This is a genomic window from Sphingobium sp. (assembly GCF_048594625.1).
Lineage (GTDB): Bacteria > Pseudomonadota > Alphaproteobacteria > Sphingomonadales > Sphingomonadaceae > Sphingobium.
Window position 1 is genome coordinate 1 of sequence record NZ_JBMDWL010000045.1, and the last position, 14,901, is coordinate 14,901.

Annotated in this window: 15 protein-coding genes; 9 read left to right on the forward strand and 6 right to left on the reverse strand. The window is 63.6% G+C overall.

What is annotated here, in order from left to right:
* On the reverse strand, positions 1 to 642 hold a 642-nt coding region (locus ACOJSJ_RS05940), incomplete at its 3' end, for a PEP-CTERM sorting domain-containing protein (protein WP_420144067.1).
* Between the two features lie 422 nt (positions 643 to 1,064).
* On the opposite strand from ACOJSJ_RS05940, the gene dksA reads away from it, so the two are divergent.
* Both dksA and ACOJSJ_RS05950 read left to right on the forward strand, forming a co-directional pair.
* A complete protein-coding gene (dksA, locus tag ACOJSJ_RS05945) occupies positions 1,065 to 1,529 on the forward strand; it encodes an RNA polymerase-binding protein DksA (RefSeq protein ID WP_420144068.1) in 465 nt (154 codons plus the stop codon).
* 65 nt (positions 1,530 to 1,594) lie between these two features.
* Complete coding sequence (locus ACOJSJ_RS05950; protein WP_420144069.1) at positions 1,595 to 1,975, forward strand: PilZ domain-containing protein; 381 nt, start codon at positions 1,595 to 1,597, stop codon at positions 1,973 to 1,975.
* Between the two features lie 329 nt (positions 1,976 to 2,304).
* Here the strand turns inward: ACOJSJ_RS05950 and ACOJSJ_RS05955 are convergent, their stop codons facing one another.
* Positions 2,305 to 2,463, reverse strand: a complete 159-nt coding sequence (locus ACOJSJ_RS05955) for a YdcH family protein (RefSeq protein ID WP_380797687.1) — start codon at positions 2,461 to 2,463, stop codon at positions 2,305 to 2,307.
* A 190-nt stretch (positions 2,464 to 2,653) separates the two neighbouring features.
* On the opposite strand from ACOJSJ_RS05955, the gene ACOJSJ_RS05960 reads away from it, so the two are divergent.
* From ACOJSJ_RS05960 to ACOJSJ_RS05990, 7 genes are all read left to right on the forward strand, one after another.
* Entirely contained in the window at positions 2,654 to 2,833 is a 180-nt protein-coding gene (locus ACOJSJ_RS05960) for a YdcH family protein (protein WP_420144093.1), read from the forward strand.
* A 108-nt stretch (positions 2,834 to 2,941) separates the two neighbouring features.
* Entirely contained in the window at positions 2,942 to 3,421 is a 480-nt protein-coding gene (locus ACOJSJ_RS05965; RefSeq protein ID WP_420144070.1) for a DUF1465 family protein, read from the forward strand.
* A gap of 179 nt (positions 3,422 to 3,600) precedes the next feature.
* Positions 3,601 to 5,718, forward strand: a complete 2,118-nt coding sequence (locus ACOJSJ_RS05970) for a BamA/TamA family outer membrane protein (RefSeq protein WP_420144071.1) — start codon at positions 3,601 to 3,603, stop codon at positions 5,716 to 5,718.
* Positions 5,718 to 9,905, forward strand: coding sequence for a translocation/assembly module TamB domain-containing protein (locus ACOJSJ_RS05975; protein ID WP_420144072.1), 4,188 nt, complete (start codon positions 5,718 to 5,720; stop codon positions 9,903 to 9,905). The genes ACOJSJ_RS05970 and ACOJSJ_RS05975 overlap by 1 nt, the downstream gene beginning before the upstream one ends.
* Before the next feature lies 1 nt (position 9,906).
* Positions 9,907 to 11,301 carry an L-serine ammonia-lyase gene (locus ACOJSJ_RS05980; protein ID WP_420144073.1) on the forward strand — a complete coding sequence of 465 codons (1,395 nt, stop codon included), beginning with the start codon at positions 9,907 to 9,909 and terminating at the stop codon, positions 11,299 to 11,301.
* Positions 11,302 to 11,483: 182 nt separating this feature from the next.
* Entirely contained in the window at positions 11,484 to 12,143 is a 660-nt protein-coding gene (locus ACOJSJ_RS05985) for an outer membrane protein (RefSeq protein ID WP_420144074.1), read from the forward strand.
* Positions 12,144 to 12,314: 171 nt separating this feature from the next.
* Positions 12,315 to 12,731 carry an acyl-CoA thioesterase gene (locus ACOJSJ_RS05990; protein WP_420144075.1) on the forward strand — a complete coding sequence of 139 codons (417 nt, stop codon included), beginning with the start codon at positions 12,315 to 12,317 and terminating at the stop codon, positions 12,729 to 12,731.
* Positions 12,732 to 12,756: 25 nt separating this feature from the next.
* On the opposite strand, the gene ACOJSJ_RS05995 is transcribed toward ACOJSJ_RS05990, so the two are convergent.
* The 4 genes from ACOJSJ_RS05995 to ACOJSJ_RS06010 are packed head-to-tail and all read right to left on the reverse strand — an operon-like array spanning position 12,757 to position 14,901.
* On the reverse strand, positions 12,757 to 12,945 hold the full coding sequence (locus tag ACOJSJ_RS05995; protein ID WP_420144076.1) for a hypothetical protein: 189 nt from the start codon (positions 12,943 to 12,945) through the stop codon (positions 12,757 to 12,759).
* A complete protein-coding gene (gene pyrF, locus ACOJSJ_RS06000; RefSeq protein WP_420144077.1) occupies positions 12,945 to 13,619 on the reverse strand; it encodes an orotidine-5'-phosphate decarboxylase in 675 nt (224 codons plus the stop codon). Before pyrF ends, ACOJSJ_RS05995 begins: the two co-directional genes overlap by 1 nt.
* Positions 13,616 to 13,966, reverse strand: coding sequence for a lipopolysaccharide assembly protein LapA domain-containing protein (locus tag ACOJSJ_RS06005; RefSeq protein WP_420144078.1), 351 nt, complete (start codon positions 13,964 to 13,966; stop codon positions 13,616 to 13,618). Before ACOJSJ_RS06005 ends, pyrF begins: the two co-directional genes overlap by 4 nt.
* Before the next feature lie 35 nt (positions 13,967 to 14,001).
* Positions 14,002 to 14,901, reverse strand: a complete 900-nt coding sequence (locus ACOJSJ_RS06010) for an aldose 1-epimerase (protein WP_420144079.1) — start codon at positions 14,899 to 14,901, stop codon at positions 14,002 to 14,004.

The window sequence follows — 14,901 nt, forward strand, 5'->3', positions numbered from 1 at the left end:
GGAGCTGGACGACGAGGAGCTGGAGCTGGACGAGGAAGATGAGCTGGAGCTGACGCCCGAAGAGGTCGACACATTGCCCGACGATGTGGAAACGTTGCCGGACGAGGTGGAAACGTTGCCCGAAGATGTCGACACGCCACCCGTCGATGTCGAAACGCCGCCGGTCGAGGTCGACACGCCGCCCGTGGTCGAGCTGGTCGAGCTGCTGATGCCGCCGGTCGAACTGCTGGTGGAAGAAATCACGACGGAACCGCCGCCACCGCCACCGCCGCCGAAGAAACCCCCCATGAAGCCGCCGCCAAAGCCGCCAAAGCCACCGCCGCCCATCACGACCGGCACGGCACCGCCGCCGCCCGACATCATCGGCATTTCAGCCCGTGGCATGGGGGCGGGCAGGGGGATGGGCGCGGCCTGCGTCGTGACGGTCACGACCTGGGGCGCGCTGACCGTCTTCACGGTCTTGACCACCTTGCGCTTAACGGTGCGAACGGCCAGGCGCTTCTTGGGCGCGGCCTTGGTGCTCTTATAGCTGTGGACCACCGCAGGGCGCGCATTTTCCGCGACATGGACGGCACCACCGCCAATGATCGCGCCGCCGCACGTGCAGGCGCACAATTTCGCCAAAGCCATCCGAACCGACATAGGATCTACTCTTCTTTCGTTACCCCCGTCCGCTGCGGTACTCTCCTGAGGCGGACTGACGGGAACTTCCTATGCGCATGAACGCAAAAGAAAGGGTTAACTGCAATCCCGTTAACCCTTAATATCTGCTTGCGGAAGCAGGAAAAGCTACTGTTTGCTGAAAGATAATGGTTAACGTCCCACTATGAAACGGCCGATGAGGCAGGTCTGAATTATGCCGTCGCCCGGCGGGCGGCCGGCGTCGATTCATGGGCAACGATGACAAGTGCTGTCAGACTCAGGAAAAAATGAGGGATGGAGCGTCCCAAAGCGTGGATTGCCCGCTTGTATCGTCCTGCGCCGGTGTCTATGAGGCGGGCACAATCAATATTTGGGCGCCCGGATCGTTCAAACGCCGGACCCTATACGAGTCGGAGAGCCAGATGGCATCGGTGCTGAATTCCGATAAAGACGGCGTTAAGCCGCCCAAATCGACTGTAACGCTTCCTGCCGATTACCGGCCGTCTTCGGACGAAGAGTTCATGAACCCGTTCCAGCAGGAATATTTCCGCCAGCGCCTGTGGGACTGGAAGAAACAGATACTGGCAGAAGCGGAAGGCACGCTGGCCGTGCTGCAGAATGAACCGCTGCGCGAACCCGATCTGAACGATCGGGCGTCCAGCGAAACAGACTGGTCGATCGAACTGCGCACCCGCGACCGTCAGCGCAAGCTGATTTCGAAGATCGACGCTGCGCTGCGTCGCATCGACGACGGCGAATATGGCTATTGTGAAGTGACCGGCGAACCGATTTCGCTGGGCCGCCTGGAAGCTCGCCCGATCGCCACCATGACGGTCGAAGCGCAGGAACGGCATGAGCGTCAGGAAAAGATTTCGCGCGACGATTAACGGTTTTTCCATCACCCATGGTTAGAATATCGGCATTGCCTTCATTGTAATCATGGGTCCGTTGCATGAATGACGAACAGGATATTTCCGGCCGTGGTCCGGCGCGGACCGCGCCGCGCGACAGCCTGTTCCTGTTGACGACGCTCAGCACCCCCGATGGCGCGCAACTGGGCAAGGCCCGCATCCGTAATTTGTCCGCGACCGGCCTGATGGCCGATTGCGAACGCGCCGTGCCTTCGGGCATTCAGGTGATCTGCGATCTGCGCGGCGTCGGCCAGGTGAGCGGCACGATTGCTTGGTCGCGCGACGACAAGATCGGCCTTGCCTTTGATGAGGCGATCGACCCCCAGCTGGCGCGCAAACCCGTCAGTGGCAATGGTCCGTTGCAGGGCGGCGTGCCCGATTATCTGCGTAGTCCCTCGCTGGGCGCAAAGCGGCGGCGCTGATAGCGTTCTACTATAGCTGCGTCAGCCGACTGCGAAGGCAAATGATACACATGAACTTACGCCAGGTGCAGGCTGTATTTGCCTGCCGATGCTGACCTGCATATCCTAATGGCTATCGTCAGCATAGTGGCGGGCGCCATAGTTCAGATTGTCGGCCGTTGGAATGGCACGCCTTCATGGGGCGGTGCCTGTGGCGTGAGCTGCGATCCTGTCCCGTAATCAGGGCGACGGCCGAAGAGATGTCGATGGGTTTGGCGGTAGTCGGGAAGGGCCGGACAGGCGGTCTTCGCCGCCATGTTCCGACCTCCTCCCGGAAGCTGCGACAGCTGTCAGTGCTGAGCCGCCATCTCTTCCTTCAACCGCAATTTCTGCTTCTTGAGCGATGCCACCAGAATGGCGTCGGGCATGGGCCGACTCGATTCGGCCTTGATTCGCGCATCAAGACCGGCATGCTTGGCTGAAAGAGCTGAAATGTGGCTATTTTCCATGACATTCTCCTTACGAGGGTGATGGACAAACAAGTAGATCATGATTCGCATGCCTTGTCGCGCGGGGATTCGCGCTTTGCGGCGGGCTGCGTGAAAAATTGCGATGGTCCGTATCGCTGCGGCGCGCTATCAGAAGGACCGCTTGGTTGATGAGGCGAAGGGAAGGGGCGCGGTGAGCCGGGAAGACATGATGCGTCGACTGGAGTTGCTGCGGGTGGAGCATCGCGATCTGGACAGCGCGATCGCCGCGCTGGTGGACAGCGGCGGCGGCGACCAGATGCAGATCGCGCGGTTAAAGAAGCGCAAGCTGCGCCTGCGCGACGAAATGTCGATGCTGGAAGACGCGCTGGTCCCCGACATCATCGCCTGAATATATTTTTCGGTTAACGCCGCGATAACCGATCCCAAATGGGACAAAAGGCGGCAGGACATGGGCAACGGGCCTGACAGGCGCGCGAAAATATGGCAGCAATGACGGATGCAAAATCCCGCGTTTCTTGATCCGGGCCTCCATCGTCGGCTGGTGGATGGTCTTTATCTGGAAGCCATGGTCATGGCGGATGAAGCGCGCACCTATTTCGATGGCAGCGCGTCGCTGGACGACGGGATCGACGATCCGCTGCGCCGCGTGGCCTTTGCCTGCGAATCGCTGAAGGTTACGACGCGGCTGATGCATATTATCGCCTGGCTATTGAGCCAGCGGGCGTGGCAGCGCGGTGAAATCGACCGGATCGACATGGCTGACGACAAATATCGGCTGGGCCGCGCGTCGGAAACGGATGCGGACCTGTCGGCAAGCTTCCCCTTCGCCGCCCGCGCCCTGATCGACGCCAGCCAGGAATTATATGGCCGGGTGGCCCGGTTGCAGGACCGGTTGGACGCGATGGGCAGCGCCACGGCCGCCGCCGTTGCCAGCCCAGCACGGGCGTTGCTGGACCGGCTGAACACCGCATTTTGATGTTGGGGTGGTTTTGGCGGCGAACGACCGTTTCCGGGGCTGGCATGTCCGCCCCTATCTGGTTTAAAGCATGATCCTGTCAGCTTCGATCGGATCATGCTCTAAGTGTCTTCTGTTTATCGCATTTTGAGAGCCGTCATCTGTTCCAGATGACGTCGAAATGCTCTAGACCGGCCTCTATGACCGATGGTTTGCGGACCCCACGCCGCTCTTCAGGCTGCCCGCATGCCGCCCGGCTCTTCGTTGCGCCGTTGCTGCTGGCCGTGCCCTGCGCGGCGCGGGCTCAGGATGCGCCGCCGCCTGCCATCGAAGAGGCAGGACAGGCACCCACCGCGACGCTGGACGCCATGCCCGACATCGGCGTCGACTGGCCGGACATGGGCCAGCCAGACAGCATTGCGCCTTTGCCCGAAAGTCCGGCGGGGGATGTGCCTGCAGAAGATCAGGCCCGGACAGCTGCACCGGCAGACGCGACGCCATCCGCCGATCAGGATGCCGACGCGGCAGCGACCGCGCAGTCGGCCGACGAGGCCGATCCGATCGACGCACCCACCAGCTTCTCCGACGCGAGCGAGGAACGCCGCTATACCGTGCAGTTGAACGGCATCGACGCGATAGCCGACGCGCAGTTCACGCTTCGCTTCGATGAATTGTCGGTGCTGCGGCAGGGGCAGGGCAAGCCCGCCAACCTTGCCCAGATCAATCGCCGCATGAAGGAAGATGGCGAACTGCTCGATCGACTGCTGCGGGCGAAGGGCTATTATGCCGCGCGTATCCGCAGCGCAGTTGCCCCGCCACCGCCCGGCAGCGATCGGCTGTCCGTCAATTTCACCATCGTTCCCGGCACGCAATATCTGCTGGAATCGGTCGACGTGACGGGGCTGGTCGAAACGGCCGGGCAGGAAGCGCAACTGCGCGCCGCATTCCCGCCCAAGGCCGGCGACCCGGTCGATGCGGACGCGATACTGGCCGGACGCGACGCGCTGACGACGAAGCTTGCCGAAAGCGGTTTTCCCTTTGCCCGCGTGGACGAACCCGAAGTGCGGATCGACCATGAAGAACGCAAGGGCGATCTGGACATCATCGTGACGCCCGGCGGTTTTCGGCGATTCGGGTCTATCCGCATGGACGATACGCGCCTGTTCGACGCGCATCATGTGCAGGAAATCGCGCGCTTCGACCCCGGCGACACTTATATGGCGTCCGATGTCGAGGATCTGCGGCGCGCCATCGTCGCCACCGGCCTTGTGTCCTCCGTCAGCCTGAAACCGGTCGAAACGGGCGATGGGGAGCATGTCGATCTGGACGTCGTGATGCGCCCGGCGCCGCTGCGTACCATTGCGGGCGAACTGGGTTATGGCACGGGCGAGGGCTATCGCGCCGAAGTCAGCTGGCAACATCGCAACCTGTTGCCGCCCGAAGGCGCGGTGACGCTGCGCGGGGTGATCGGTACGCAGGAACAGACCGCGTCGGCCACCTATCGCCGCAACAATTTCCATCGCCGCGACAATGTGCTGACCGGCCTGCTGTCGATCAGCAATATCCGCCGGGATGCCTATGACGCGCGCACCATCACCGTCGCGGGCGGGCTGGAACGACAGACGAACATCCTGTTCCAGAAGAACTGGGTATGGCGCGTCGGCGCGGAACTGGTGGCGTCGGATGAAGCGGACGCCTTTTCGGAAGGCGCACGCCGCACCTTCCTGATCGCGGCGGTGCCGCTCAGCCTCACCTATGACGGCAGCGACGACCTGTTGAACCCGACGAAGGGGTTCCGGCTGGGCGGGCGGTTCAGCCCTGAACTGTCGTTCCAGAACAGCACCTTCGGCTATGCCAAGGTGCAGGTGGACGGCAGCGTCTATCAGCCGATGGGCGACCGCGTGGTCGTGGCGGCGCGCGCGCGGTTCGGCACCATCTTCGGATCGACCACGGACCGGATCGCGCCATCCCGCCGCTTCTATGCCGGGGGTGGCGCGTCGGTGCGCGGCTATGGCTATCAGGCGATCGGTCCGCGCTATGGCGAGGATGATGACCCGGTCGGCGGGAAGAGCCTGGCCGAATTTTCGCTGGAAAGCCGCATCCGCTTCGGCAATTTCGGGGTCGTGCCCTTTGTCGACGCGGGCAACATCTCCACCAGTTTTCTGCCGCGTTTCCGCGATCTGCGCATCGGTGCGGGCATGGGCGTGCGCTATTACAGCAATTTCGGGCCGATCCGCGTCGATGTCGGCACGCCGCTCAACCCGCAGTCGGGCGACCCCAAGATCGCGGTATATGTGTCGCTGGGTCAGGCATTCTGATGGCGCAGGACGCAGCGCCTCCCGTGCCCCCAGCACCAGCGCCCCGTCGCCGTGCATGGGATGGACGATGGCAGCGCTGGATCGCCGGGCTGCTGGCGACGATCCTGCTGATCGTGGCTGCCGCGCTCGCCTGGCTCGACACCAGCGGCGGACATCGGTTTCTCGCCAGCCGGATCGCGGCGATCAAATCGCCATCGGGCCTGCGCATCCATGTCAGCGGCATCGACGGCAGCATTTATCGCAAGGCGGTGTTGCGCAACCTGACCCTGTCCGATCCGAAGGGCAAATTTCTGGAGGCGCCCCGTGTCGAACTCGACTGGTGGCCCTTCGCCTGGCTGTCCAACCGGCTCGACATCGATCGGCTGGTCATCCCCCGCGCGACCCTGCACAAACTGCCCAAGCTCAATCCGACCCAGCGGACCGGACCGATCCTGCCCGGTTTCGACATTCGCCTGATGCAATTTTCCGTGGGTCAGCTGGACATTGCGCCCGCCGTCACCGGCCGTGCCCAGCGCGCGACCATGTTGGGGGATGCCGACATTCGCGGCGGCCGGGCCATCATCGACCTGTCGGCCCGCACTCTGGATGGCAGCGACGCGCTGACCATCGCTCTCGACAGTCGGCCGGATAATGATCGTTTCGCTCTGGACGTGACCGTCAATGCGCCAAAGGCGGGCGTGCTGGCGACGATGGCAGGGCTGAAACAGGACGCGAACCTGCGCATCGGGGGCAAGGGCAGCTGGAGCCGGTGGGATGGCCGCCTGTCCGCCACGCTGGACGCCGCGCCCGTCGCCGATTTCATGCTGGCCGCGCGCAGCGGCGCCTATTCCGCGCGCGGATCGGTGGAGGGGGATGCGATTGCGGGCAATGGCCTGCTGCGCCGGATCGCCGCGCCCCGGCTGGAGGTCGCGGCCGACGGCAGCATGGTCGACCGGGTAATCGACGGCACGGTATCGCTGCGGTCCGCCGCGCTGGACATTGCCGCCGACGGGGCGATCGACCTGCGCAACAATGCGCTGGACAATATGCGGGTCGATGTGAAGCTCGCCCGGCCCGAAGCGCTGGTGAAGACGATGCGCGGCCGTGATGTGGCGGCGAAGGTGCGGCTGGACGGGCCGTTCGCGACCCTTGGTTACGAATATCTGCTGACGGCCCGTCAGATGATGTTCGACAAGGCGGTGATCAACGACGTCCGCGCCGAAGGCAAGGGCCGCCGGGCCCAGCGCGGCCCGGCGCTGTTGCCCGTGCGGCTGCGCGCGCGCAGTCTGGACGGGCAGGGCGATCTGGCCGCCGGGATCGTGCGCAATTTCCAGCTGGATGGCGTGTTGCAGATCGATGGACAGAAAATCGCCAGCAACCCGATGCAGCTGCGATCCGACAAGTTGCGCGGCAAGCTGCTGGTGAAGGCGGACCTGGCCAGCGGCCGTTACGACGCGGCGCTGGATGGCCAGATCGTGGGCCTTTTCATCCGTGGGTTCGGTGTCGTCGATCTGACGTCGAAACTGAATGCCGCTCCGCGCGGCGATGGCAGCTTTGGCCTGAAAGGCAATGCGCTGGCGCGGGTGCGACGGCTGGACAATGAATTTCTGCGCAATCTGGGCGGTGGATTGCCGACGCTGCGCAGCGGGCTGGAATTGTTGAAGGACGGCCAGTTCGCGCTGACCAACATGCAGCTGCAATCGCCGCTGCTGACGCTCAACGCCCATGGTATCCGCCATCGCGATCAGTCGCTGCATCTGGAAGGACAGGGGCGGCATCAGGTTTACGGTCCCGTCGTCCTGACGCTGGACGGGATGATAGAGCGGCCGACCGTGGATGTGACGCTGGCGCGACCGATGGATGCGCTGGGCCTGCGTGATGTGCATGCGAAGCTGATCCCCAATGCCGCCGGTTACAGCTACACCGCCAATGGCGGATCGACGCTGGGCGCATTTACCGGGCGCGGCGTCATCCTGTTGCCGCCGGGCGGACAGGCGGTGGTGCGGGTGGTCAATCTGGCGGTGTCGGGTGTGACCGCCAGTGGCGACATCCGTCCGATCGGTGGCGGTCTGGACGGGCAGTTGAGCGTCATGGGGCCGGTCACCGGCTATATCAATTTCAGCCCTGTCGACGGCAATCAACAGGTGCAGCTGAAACTCACCGCCAACGACGCCAGTTTCGAAGGGCCAACCATCATAGAGGTGCGTCGCGGTACGCTGGACGGGACGATCCTGCTCGATCCGTCGGGCACGACCGTCAATGCCACGGCGCAGGCGCGGGGGCTGCGCGTGGGCGGCGTGCTGCTGGGCCGCATGGCCGCCAATGCGGAGCTGGTCGATGGTAAGGGCAAGATACGCGGCAGCCTGTCGGGGCAGCGCGGCCGCCTGTTCGAACTACAGGGTGAAGCGCAGGTCGAACCCGACCGCATCCGCCTGAACGCCAGCGGCACTATCGACAAGCGTCCCATCCGCCTGACCCGCGCGGCGACGCTGACGCGCACCGACAATGGCTGGCGTCTGTCGCCCGCGACGATCAGCTATGCGGGCGGGTCGCTGCAACTGGCGGGTGAACTGGGCGCCGAAGAAAATCATGTCGAAGCGCGCATGCAGAAACTGCCGCTCGCGCTGCTCGACATCGCGTATGACAATCTGGGCCTGGGCGGCATGGCGACGGGATCGTTGAGCTATACCCAGCCGCGCGGTGGCCTGCCCGGTGGCAAGGCGGAACTGCGTGTGCGGGGCCTGTCCCGATCCGGCCTGTCGCTCAGCAGCCGTCCGGTCGATGTCGGCGTCAATGCCGTGCTGACGGGGGAGCGGCTCGCCACCCGCATGGTCTTCGTCGCCGATGGCAAGACCATCGGTCAGGCGCAGGCGCTGCTCAACCCGCTGGGCAGCGAGGGGGGACTGGTGACGCGGCTCAACAGCGCGCCCTTCTTTGGCCAGTTGCGTTTCAACGGGACGGCGGACACGCTGTGGCGCCTGACGGGCGTGGAGATAGTGGACATCGCGGGGATGGTCGGGGTGTCGGCCGACATGCGCGGCACGCTGGGCCAGCCGGTCATCACCGGCACATTCGCGACCGACAATGCCGCGATCAACAGCGCTGTCACCGGCATGCGGCTGAAAGGCGTCAAGGCGCGGGGCCGCTTTTCCGGTGCGCAGCTCGTCATCTCCAGCTTTGCCGCCACCGCGCAGAATGGCGGCAGCGTGAACGGCACCGGTCGCTTTACCTTCAACGGGATCGCCGGGGTCGGGATGGACCTGAACCTGCAGGCGGATAATGCCGCGCTGCTCGACCGGGATGATATTGCCGCGACGGTCACCGGTCCCATCACCCTGCGGTCGGATGGCGTCGGCGGAACGATTGGCGGCGATCTGGTCCTGAACCGCAGTCGTTTCACCATGGGCCGCGCGGCGGCGGTGGCGGAAATCCCGGAACTCAAGGTCGTGGAAATCAACCGGCGCGGTGATGAGATCGAGCGGCCACGCACGAATGTGCCATGGGCGCTGGCGATCAAGGCGCGCGCGCGCAATCGCCTGACCGTCACGGGGCTTGGCCTCGACAGCGAATGGCGCGCGGACCTCGACATCCGCGGCACCGTGACCAATCCCGCCATCGCCGGCCGGGCGCAGCTGGTGCGCGGCGGTTATGAATTTGCCGGACGCCGTTTCGAACTGCGCGAAGGCAATATCCAGTTTGATGGCCGCACGCCGGTGAACCCGACGCTGGACATCAGTGCGGAGGCTGACGTCCGCGACCTCAGCGCCACGATCCATGTCGGCGGCACGGGCCTGAAACCCGACATCACCTTCACCAGCGTGCCCGCCATGCCGCAGGATGAATTGCTGTCGCGCATCCTGTTCGGCACGTCGATCACCAACCTGTCCGCGCCCGAAGCGCTTCAACTGGCCTCCGCCGTCGGATCGCTTCAGGGCAGCGGGGGGCTTGACCCGATCAATGCGGTGCGTAAGGCGGCAGGGCTGGACCGGCTGCGCATCATCGCCGCCGATCCGACGCAGGGGCAGGGGACGTCGATCGCGGCGGGCAAATATCTGACGCGCAAGACCTATGTCGAACTGATCACCGACGGGCAGGGCTATAGCGCCACGCGCATGGAATATCAGGTCACGCGATGGCTGTCCTTGCTCGCCGCCATTTCCACGCTCGGCCGCCAAAGCGCCAACATACGTGTTTCCAGGGATTATTGACGTGAAGAAGAGCGCGATAGACGCCGCCACCGCCATCAGCGTGATGGACCTGTTCACCATCGGCATCGGCCCGTCCAGTTCCCATACCGTAGGGCCGATGCGCGCCGCGCTGATGTTCATGGACACGCTGCCCGCCATTCCGGTGCGGGTGCAGAGCGAATTGTTCGGATCGCTGGCGCTGACGGGGCGCGGCCATGCAACCGATAGCGCCATATTGCTGGGCCTGTCGGGATACCGCCCCGAAAGCGTCGATCCCGACGCCATCCCCACGATATTGGAAGCGATCCGCACCGATCGCCGCATTCGCGCGGGCAGTGCCGCCGATCACTGGCTGCCGTTCGAGGAAGAACGCGACCTGCTATTCCGCATGGGCGAATTTCTGGAGGCGCATAGCAACGGCATGCGCTTTACCGCCTGGATCGACGGACCCGCGGAGCCGATCGTGCGCGACTATTATTCCATCGGCGGCGGGGCGGTGCTGCCCGGCGTGGTGCCGGTCGACGACGATACGCCGCTAGGCCATAATGTCGTTCAGCCCTATCCCTTCTCGTCCGGCGCGGAAATGCTGGCGCAGGGGGAAGCGAGCGGTCTTTCCATCGCCACGCTGGTGCTGCGCAACGAAGGCGCATGGCGTAGCCAAGGGGAAACCGAAGCCTTTCTGGACAAGGTGATCGACGCCATGTCCGCTTCCATCGACCGGGGGCTGGAGCAGGAAGGCTTGCTGCCCGGCGGGCTGAAAGTTCGTCGTCGCGCCCGCGCCATCCATCAGCGGCTGCGCCTTCAGAAGGACGCGCTTGGCCCTGCGCAGATATTCGAATGGGTCAGCCTGTTCGCGCTGGCGGTGAATGAGGAAAATGCGGCGGGCGGCCGGGTGGTCACCGCGCCCACCAACGGCGCGGCGGGCGTCATCCCGGCCGTGCTGCATTATTATCGCCGTTTCGTGCCCGGAGCGGATCGGGAGGGCGAACGCCGGTTCCTGTTGACGACGGCGGCCATGGGCTTTCTCTACAAGAAGCGCGCGTCCATTTCCGCCGCGGAAATGGGCTGTCAGGGTGAAGTCGGCGTTGCCTGCTCCATGGCGGCGGCGGGGCTGGCGGCCGTGCTGGGCGGTACCAACAGCCAGATCGAAAATGCCGCCGAAATCGGCATGGAACATAATCTGGGCCTTACCTGCGACCCCATTGGTGGCCTCGTCCAGATACCCTGTATCGAACGCAACACCATGGGTGCGGTAAAGGCGATCAACGCCGCCTATCTGGCGTTGCAGGGCGACGGGCGACATATCGTCAGTCTGGACGCGGTCATCGAAACCATGCGTCAGACGGGCGAGGATATGGCCAGCCGTTACAAGGAAACATCGCTCGGCGGTCTGGCCGTTAACGTCGTCGAATGCTGAACAAGGGTTCCGTCGCTTCGTCGCCTAATTGGAACGGCGGCGGGTTGAGTGGAGGTTGTTCCGTGACATTAATGGCACATTATCAGTCGTTTATCTGACGTTCATGAAACCAACAGGGCTGCTTCGTCCTTGAGCGCTCACCCCCGTAAGAGGGTAATGAGATGATACACGGAGTTAAGTTTATGCGTAAGTTGATGGTCGCAACCCTTCTGGCTGGCGCCCCGATCGCCGTAACCCTCGCAACCCCTGTTATGGCGCAGGATGTAGGCCCGACCTTCACCGGCCCACGGGTCGAAGGCATTCTTGGCTATGACCGCACGGGCGCGGGCAGCGATGTCGACAATGGCACCGGTGACCAGAATATCGATGGTCTGCTCTATGGTGTCGGGGCGGGTTATGATGTGAACCTTGGCAGCGCGGTCGTTGGTGTGGAGGGCGAATGGACCAATTCGACGTCCAAGAGCAGTCGCCGCGACTATAGCGATCAGTTCGGCTTTGGCCGGGTGAAGCAGGGCCGCGACCTGTATGTCGGCGCGCGCGCTGGTATTCTGGCCGATCCGGCGACTTTGGTCTATGTGAAGGGCGGCTACACCAATACGAAGCTGAACGTGCTGGCCGGCAACACCAATGAAAGCACGGATGAGGCGTTCAAGCTGGATGGCTGGCGCATTGGTGCGGGCGTGGAACGGGCAATCAACGCCAATACCTTCGCCAAGATCGAATATCGCTATTCCAAATATGAAGATGCGCACATCAACTTCGCCGATGGTTCGGCCAGCAGCGAATTTGGCATCGACACCGACCGGCATCAGGTGGTCGGCAGCGTTGGCTGGCGCTTCTAAAACATTAGACGAAAGGCATTTGGAGCATGACCCGGTTCAGAGGGATCGGGCCATGCGCCTAATTGCGTCGGTCCGGGGGAGAAGGGGCCGGTCCTGTGGATCGGCCCCTTTTTCGCGTCTGGCCTCCACTCCCTCTATCAGCATTCCTGCAGGCCTGTTATTGACATCATTGTGAGTAACGCGATTCCCCACTGCTTCCCGATCGGCATCGATCCGGCCGACATCGACTTCATGGGTCATGTCAATAATGCCAGTTACCTGAAATGGGTGCAGGAAGCGGTGCTGGACCACTGGCGCGCGTTGGCCCCGGCAGAGGCGGTTGCCGAGCATTTGTGGGTCGCGCTGAAGCATGAGATCACCTATCGCAAACCCACTTTCCTGGACGATGACGTGATCGCCACCGTCCTGCTGGAAAAGGTGCAGGGTGCGCGGGCCTTCTATGAAACGATCATCCGCCGGGGTGAAGAGGTGCTGGCGGAGGTCAAGTCCAGCTGGTGCTGCGTCAATGCCAGCACGCTGCGCCCGGCGCGCCTGGCGCAAAACGTCATCCAGCATTTCTTCCACGGAGAAGACGCTGCAAGCAACTGATTTTCAGTCGGCCGTTCGCTGGCGGTCAGCGGGATCGTGGCAAATCGATCTTTACCGCCGTGGTCTGCACCGGCATCGCCAGAATCAGCACCCCCGCGATCGCGGCGATCACGCTCCAGATATAATTTTTGGCCCGGATGTCGCGCACGGCCTGCACGATGCAGTAAAGCGCCACGCCCAGCAGCGCTATGAACCACAGGTTGGAAATACCCATTACAGTGTCGATTCGATGTCCCGCGCCGCCATGTCCGGATTGTCGGCCTGCGTGATCGGCCGACCGATGACGAGCATCGACGCACCCCGGTCCAGCGCTTCGCGCGGCGTCACCGCGCGTTTCTGATCGCCCATCGCACCGCCGGTCGGGCGCACACCCGGCACGACGAAATAACCGCCATTCCACGCCGCCTTGGCGATGGCGACCTCTGCCCCCGAACAGACGATGCCGTCCAGTCCCGCGCTTTGCGCCAGATCGGCGAGACGACGGACCTGATCTTCGGCCTTGCCGCCGACGCCGATGTCGATCAGGTCGCTATCGTCCAGGCTGGTCAGCACGGTAACGGCGACGACTTTGGTATTGATGCCGGCAGCAGCCTTGGCATCCTCCAGCATGGCCCGCCCGCCCGCCGCGTGGACGGTCAGCACGGCCGGCTCCAGCATGTGCAGCGCCTGCACCGCCTTTGCCACGGTATTGGGAATGTCGTGCAGTTTGAGGTCGAGGAAGATCGGCAGGCCGAACTTCATCATTTCATGCACGCCATGATGCCCGTTGGCGCAGAAAAATTCGAGGCCCAGCTTCAACCCGCCGACATGATGCTTGACCTGACCGGCCAGACCCTGCGCCTTGGTCAGATCTGGAGTGTCGATGGCGACGTAGATGGGGCTGGTCATTGCGGTCCTGTAGGATGGCTGAGAGGGGCGGGGGCGTCAGGCGTCGTGACAACGACTGGCGCATCCGAAAAAGCGGGAGCAGGGGGCGGCGCTACGGCGGCGGTTGCAGCAACCAGCGCGCGTTCGGTGCTGTCGAGGCGACGGCGCAACCGCCAGCGGGTGGCCCGCGCCATCACCCAGAAAGGCAGGGCCCCCAGCAGAAATGCGCCGATCAGCAATACGGGCAGCTTGGTTTCCATCACCATGTCGCCCCACAGCCGCACGGTCACGGGGACGTAGTTCGCCATGCAGAAAAAGGCGAGGCCCACGGCGATGACGACCCAGAATGCTGTCCGTAAAAATTGCATAGGCTTGAAATCCCTTGCTGCCGGTTCAGGGCAGCTTAGGCGATCGAAGCGGATTTCGGAAGCGTCTGATCGTCCTTATCGACAGCAATGATCATGGACAGCCGCGTCGACTGTCCGGGCGACACAACCGGCATGCCGCCGCGATTGATCGCATCGGGCATGTGGCTGACCGGTTCCAGACAGAAAAAGCCGCTGCCGGGCGGGCGATAGAAATGCAGATAGGGGGCATCGCTCGCTGTCAGCGTCAGCCGCACGGCGTCGCCGCGTCGCACCGTCGCAATGCCATTCCATCCAGTAAAGGCATTGTCGATCAGACTGTCACCCGCAACCGGCGTGGCGATGGACCAGTTACCCAGCCTGTCGGCCGGGGCATGGATCGCAGGCAGCATGTCCGGCGTAGACAGCCACAGACCGTCGGCATCGAAGTGGACCGTGGTGGCTTCGTCCATCAGAAAATAGGGATGAAATCCCAATCCGACGGGCATCGGTGCATCGCCGATATTCGTCACGGACAGCGAGATGGACAGTTGCCAAGGCGTCAGCGCGACATGTTGTTCGGCGCGATAGGCCCATGGCCAGCCCGCATCCCCGTCATGCCGATGCACCAGCAAAGCCGTGCTGTCATCTGTCTCACTCGCCGTCCATGCCGTCTGCCAGCCAAAGCCGTGAATGCTGTGCGGATGGTCGCCGAAATTGAGCGGCAGCTGATGATCCTGCCCGTCGAACATGAAGCGGCCGTCCGCGATGCGATTGGCATAGGGCACCAGCGGGAAGCTGGCCATATCGAGCGGGTCGTCTGAACCATCAGGCGCGCAGCGCATCAGGTCCGTGTTGTCCAGCGACAGCCGCAGCAGCGATCCGCCGACTGCGGGCGACAGGGCCGCTTCCAGCCCTCCCGCCCGCAGGGTGACAACATGCTTGTCCAGCTGTCCCAT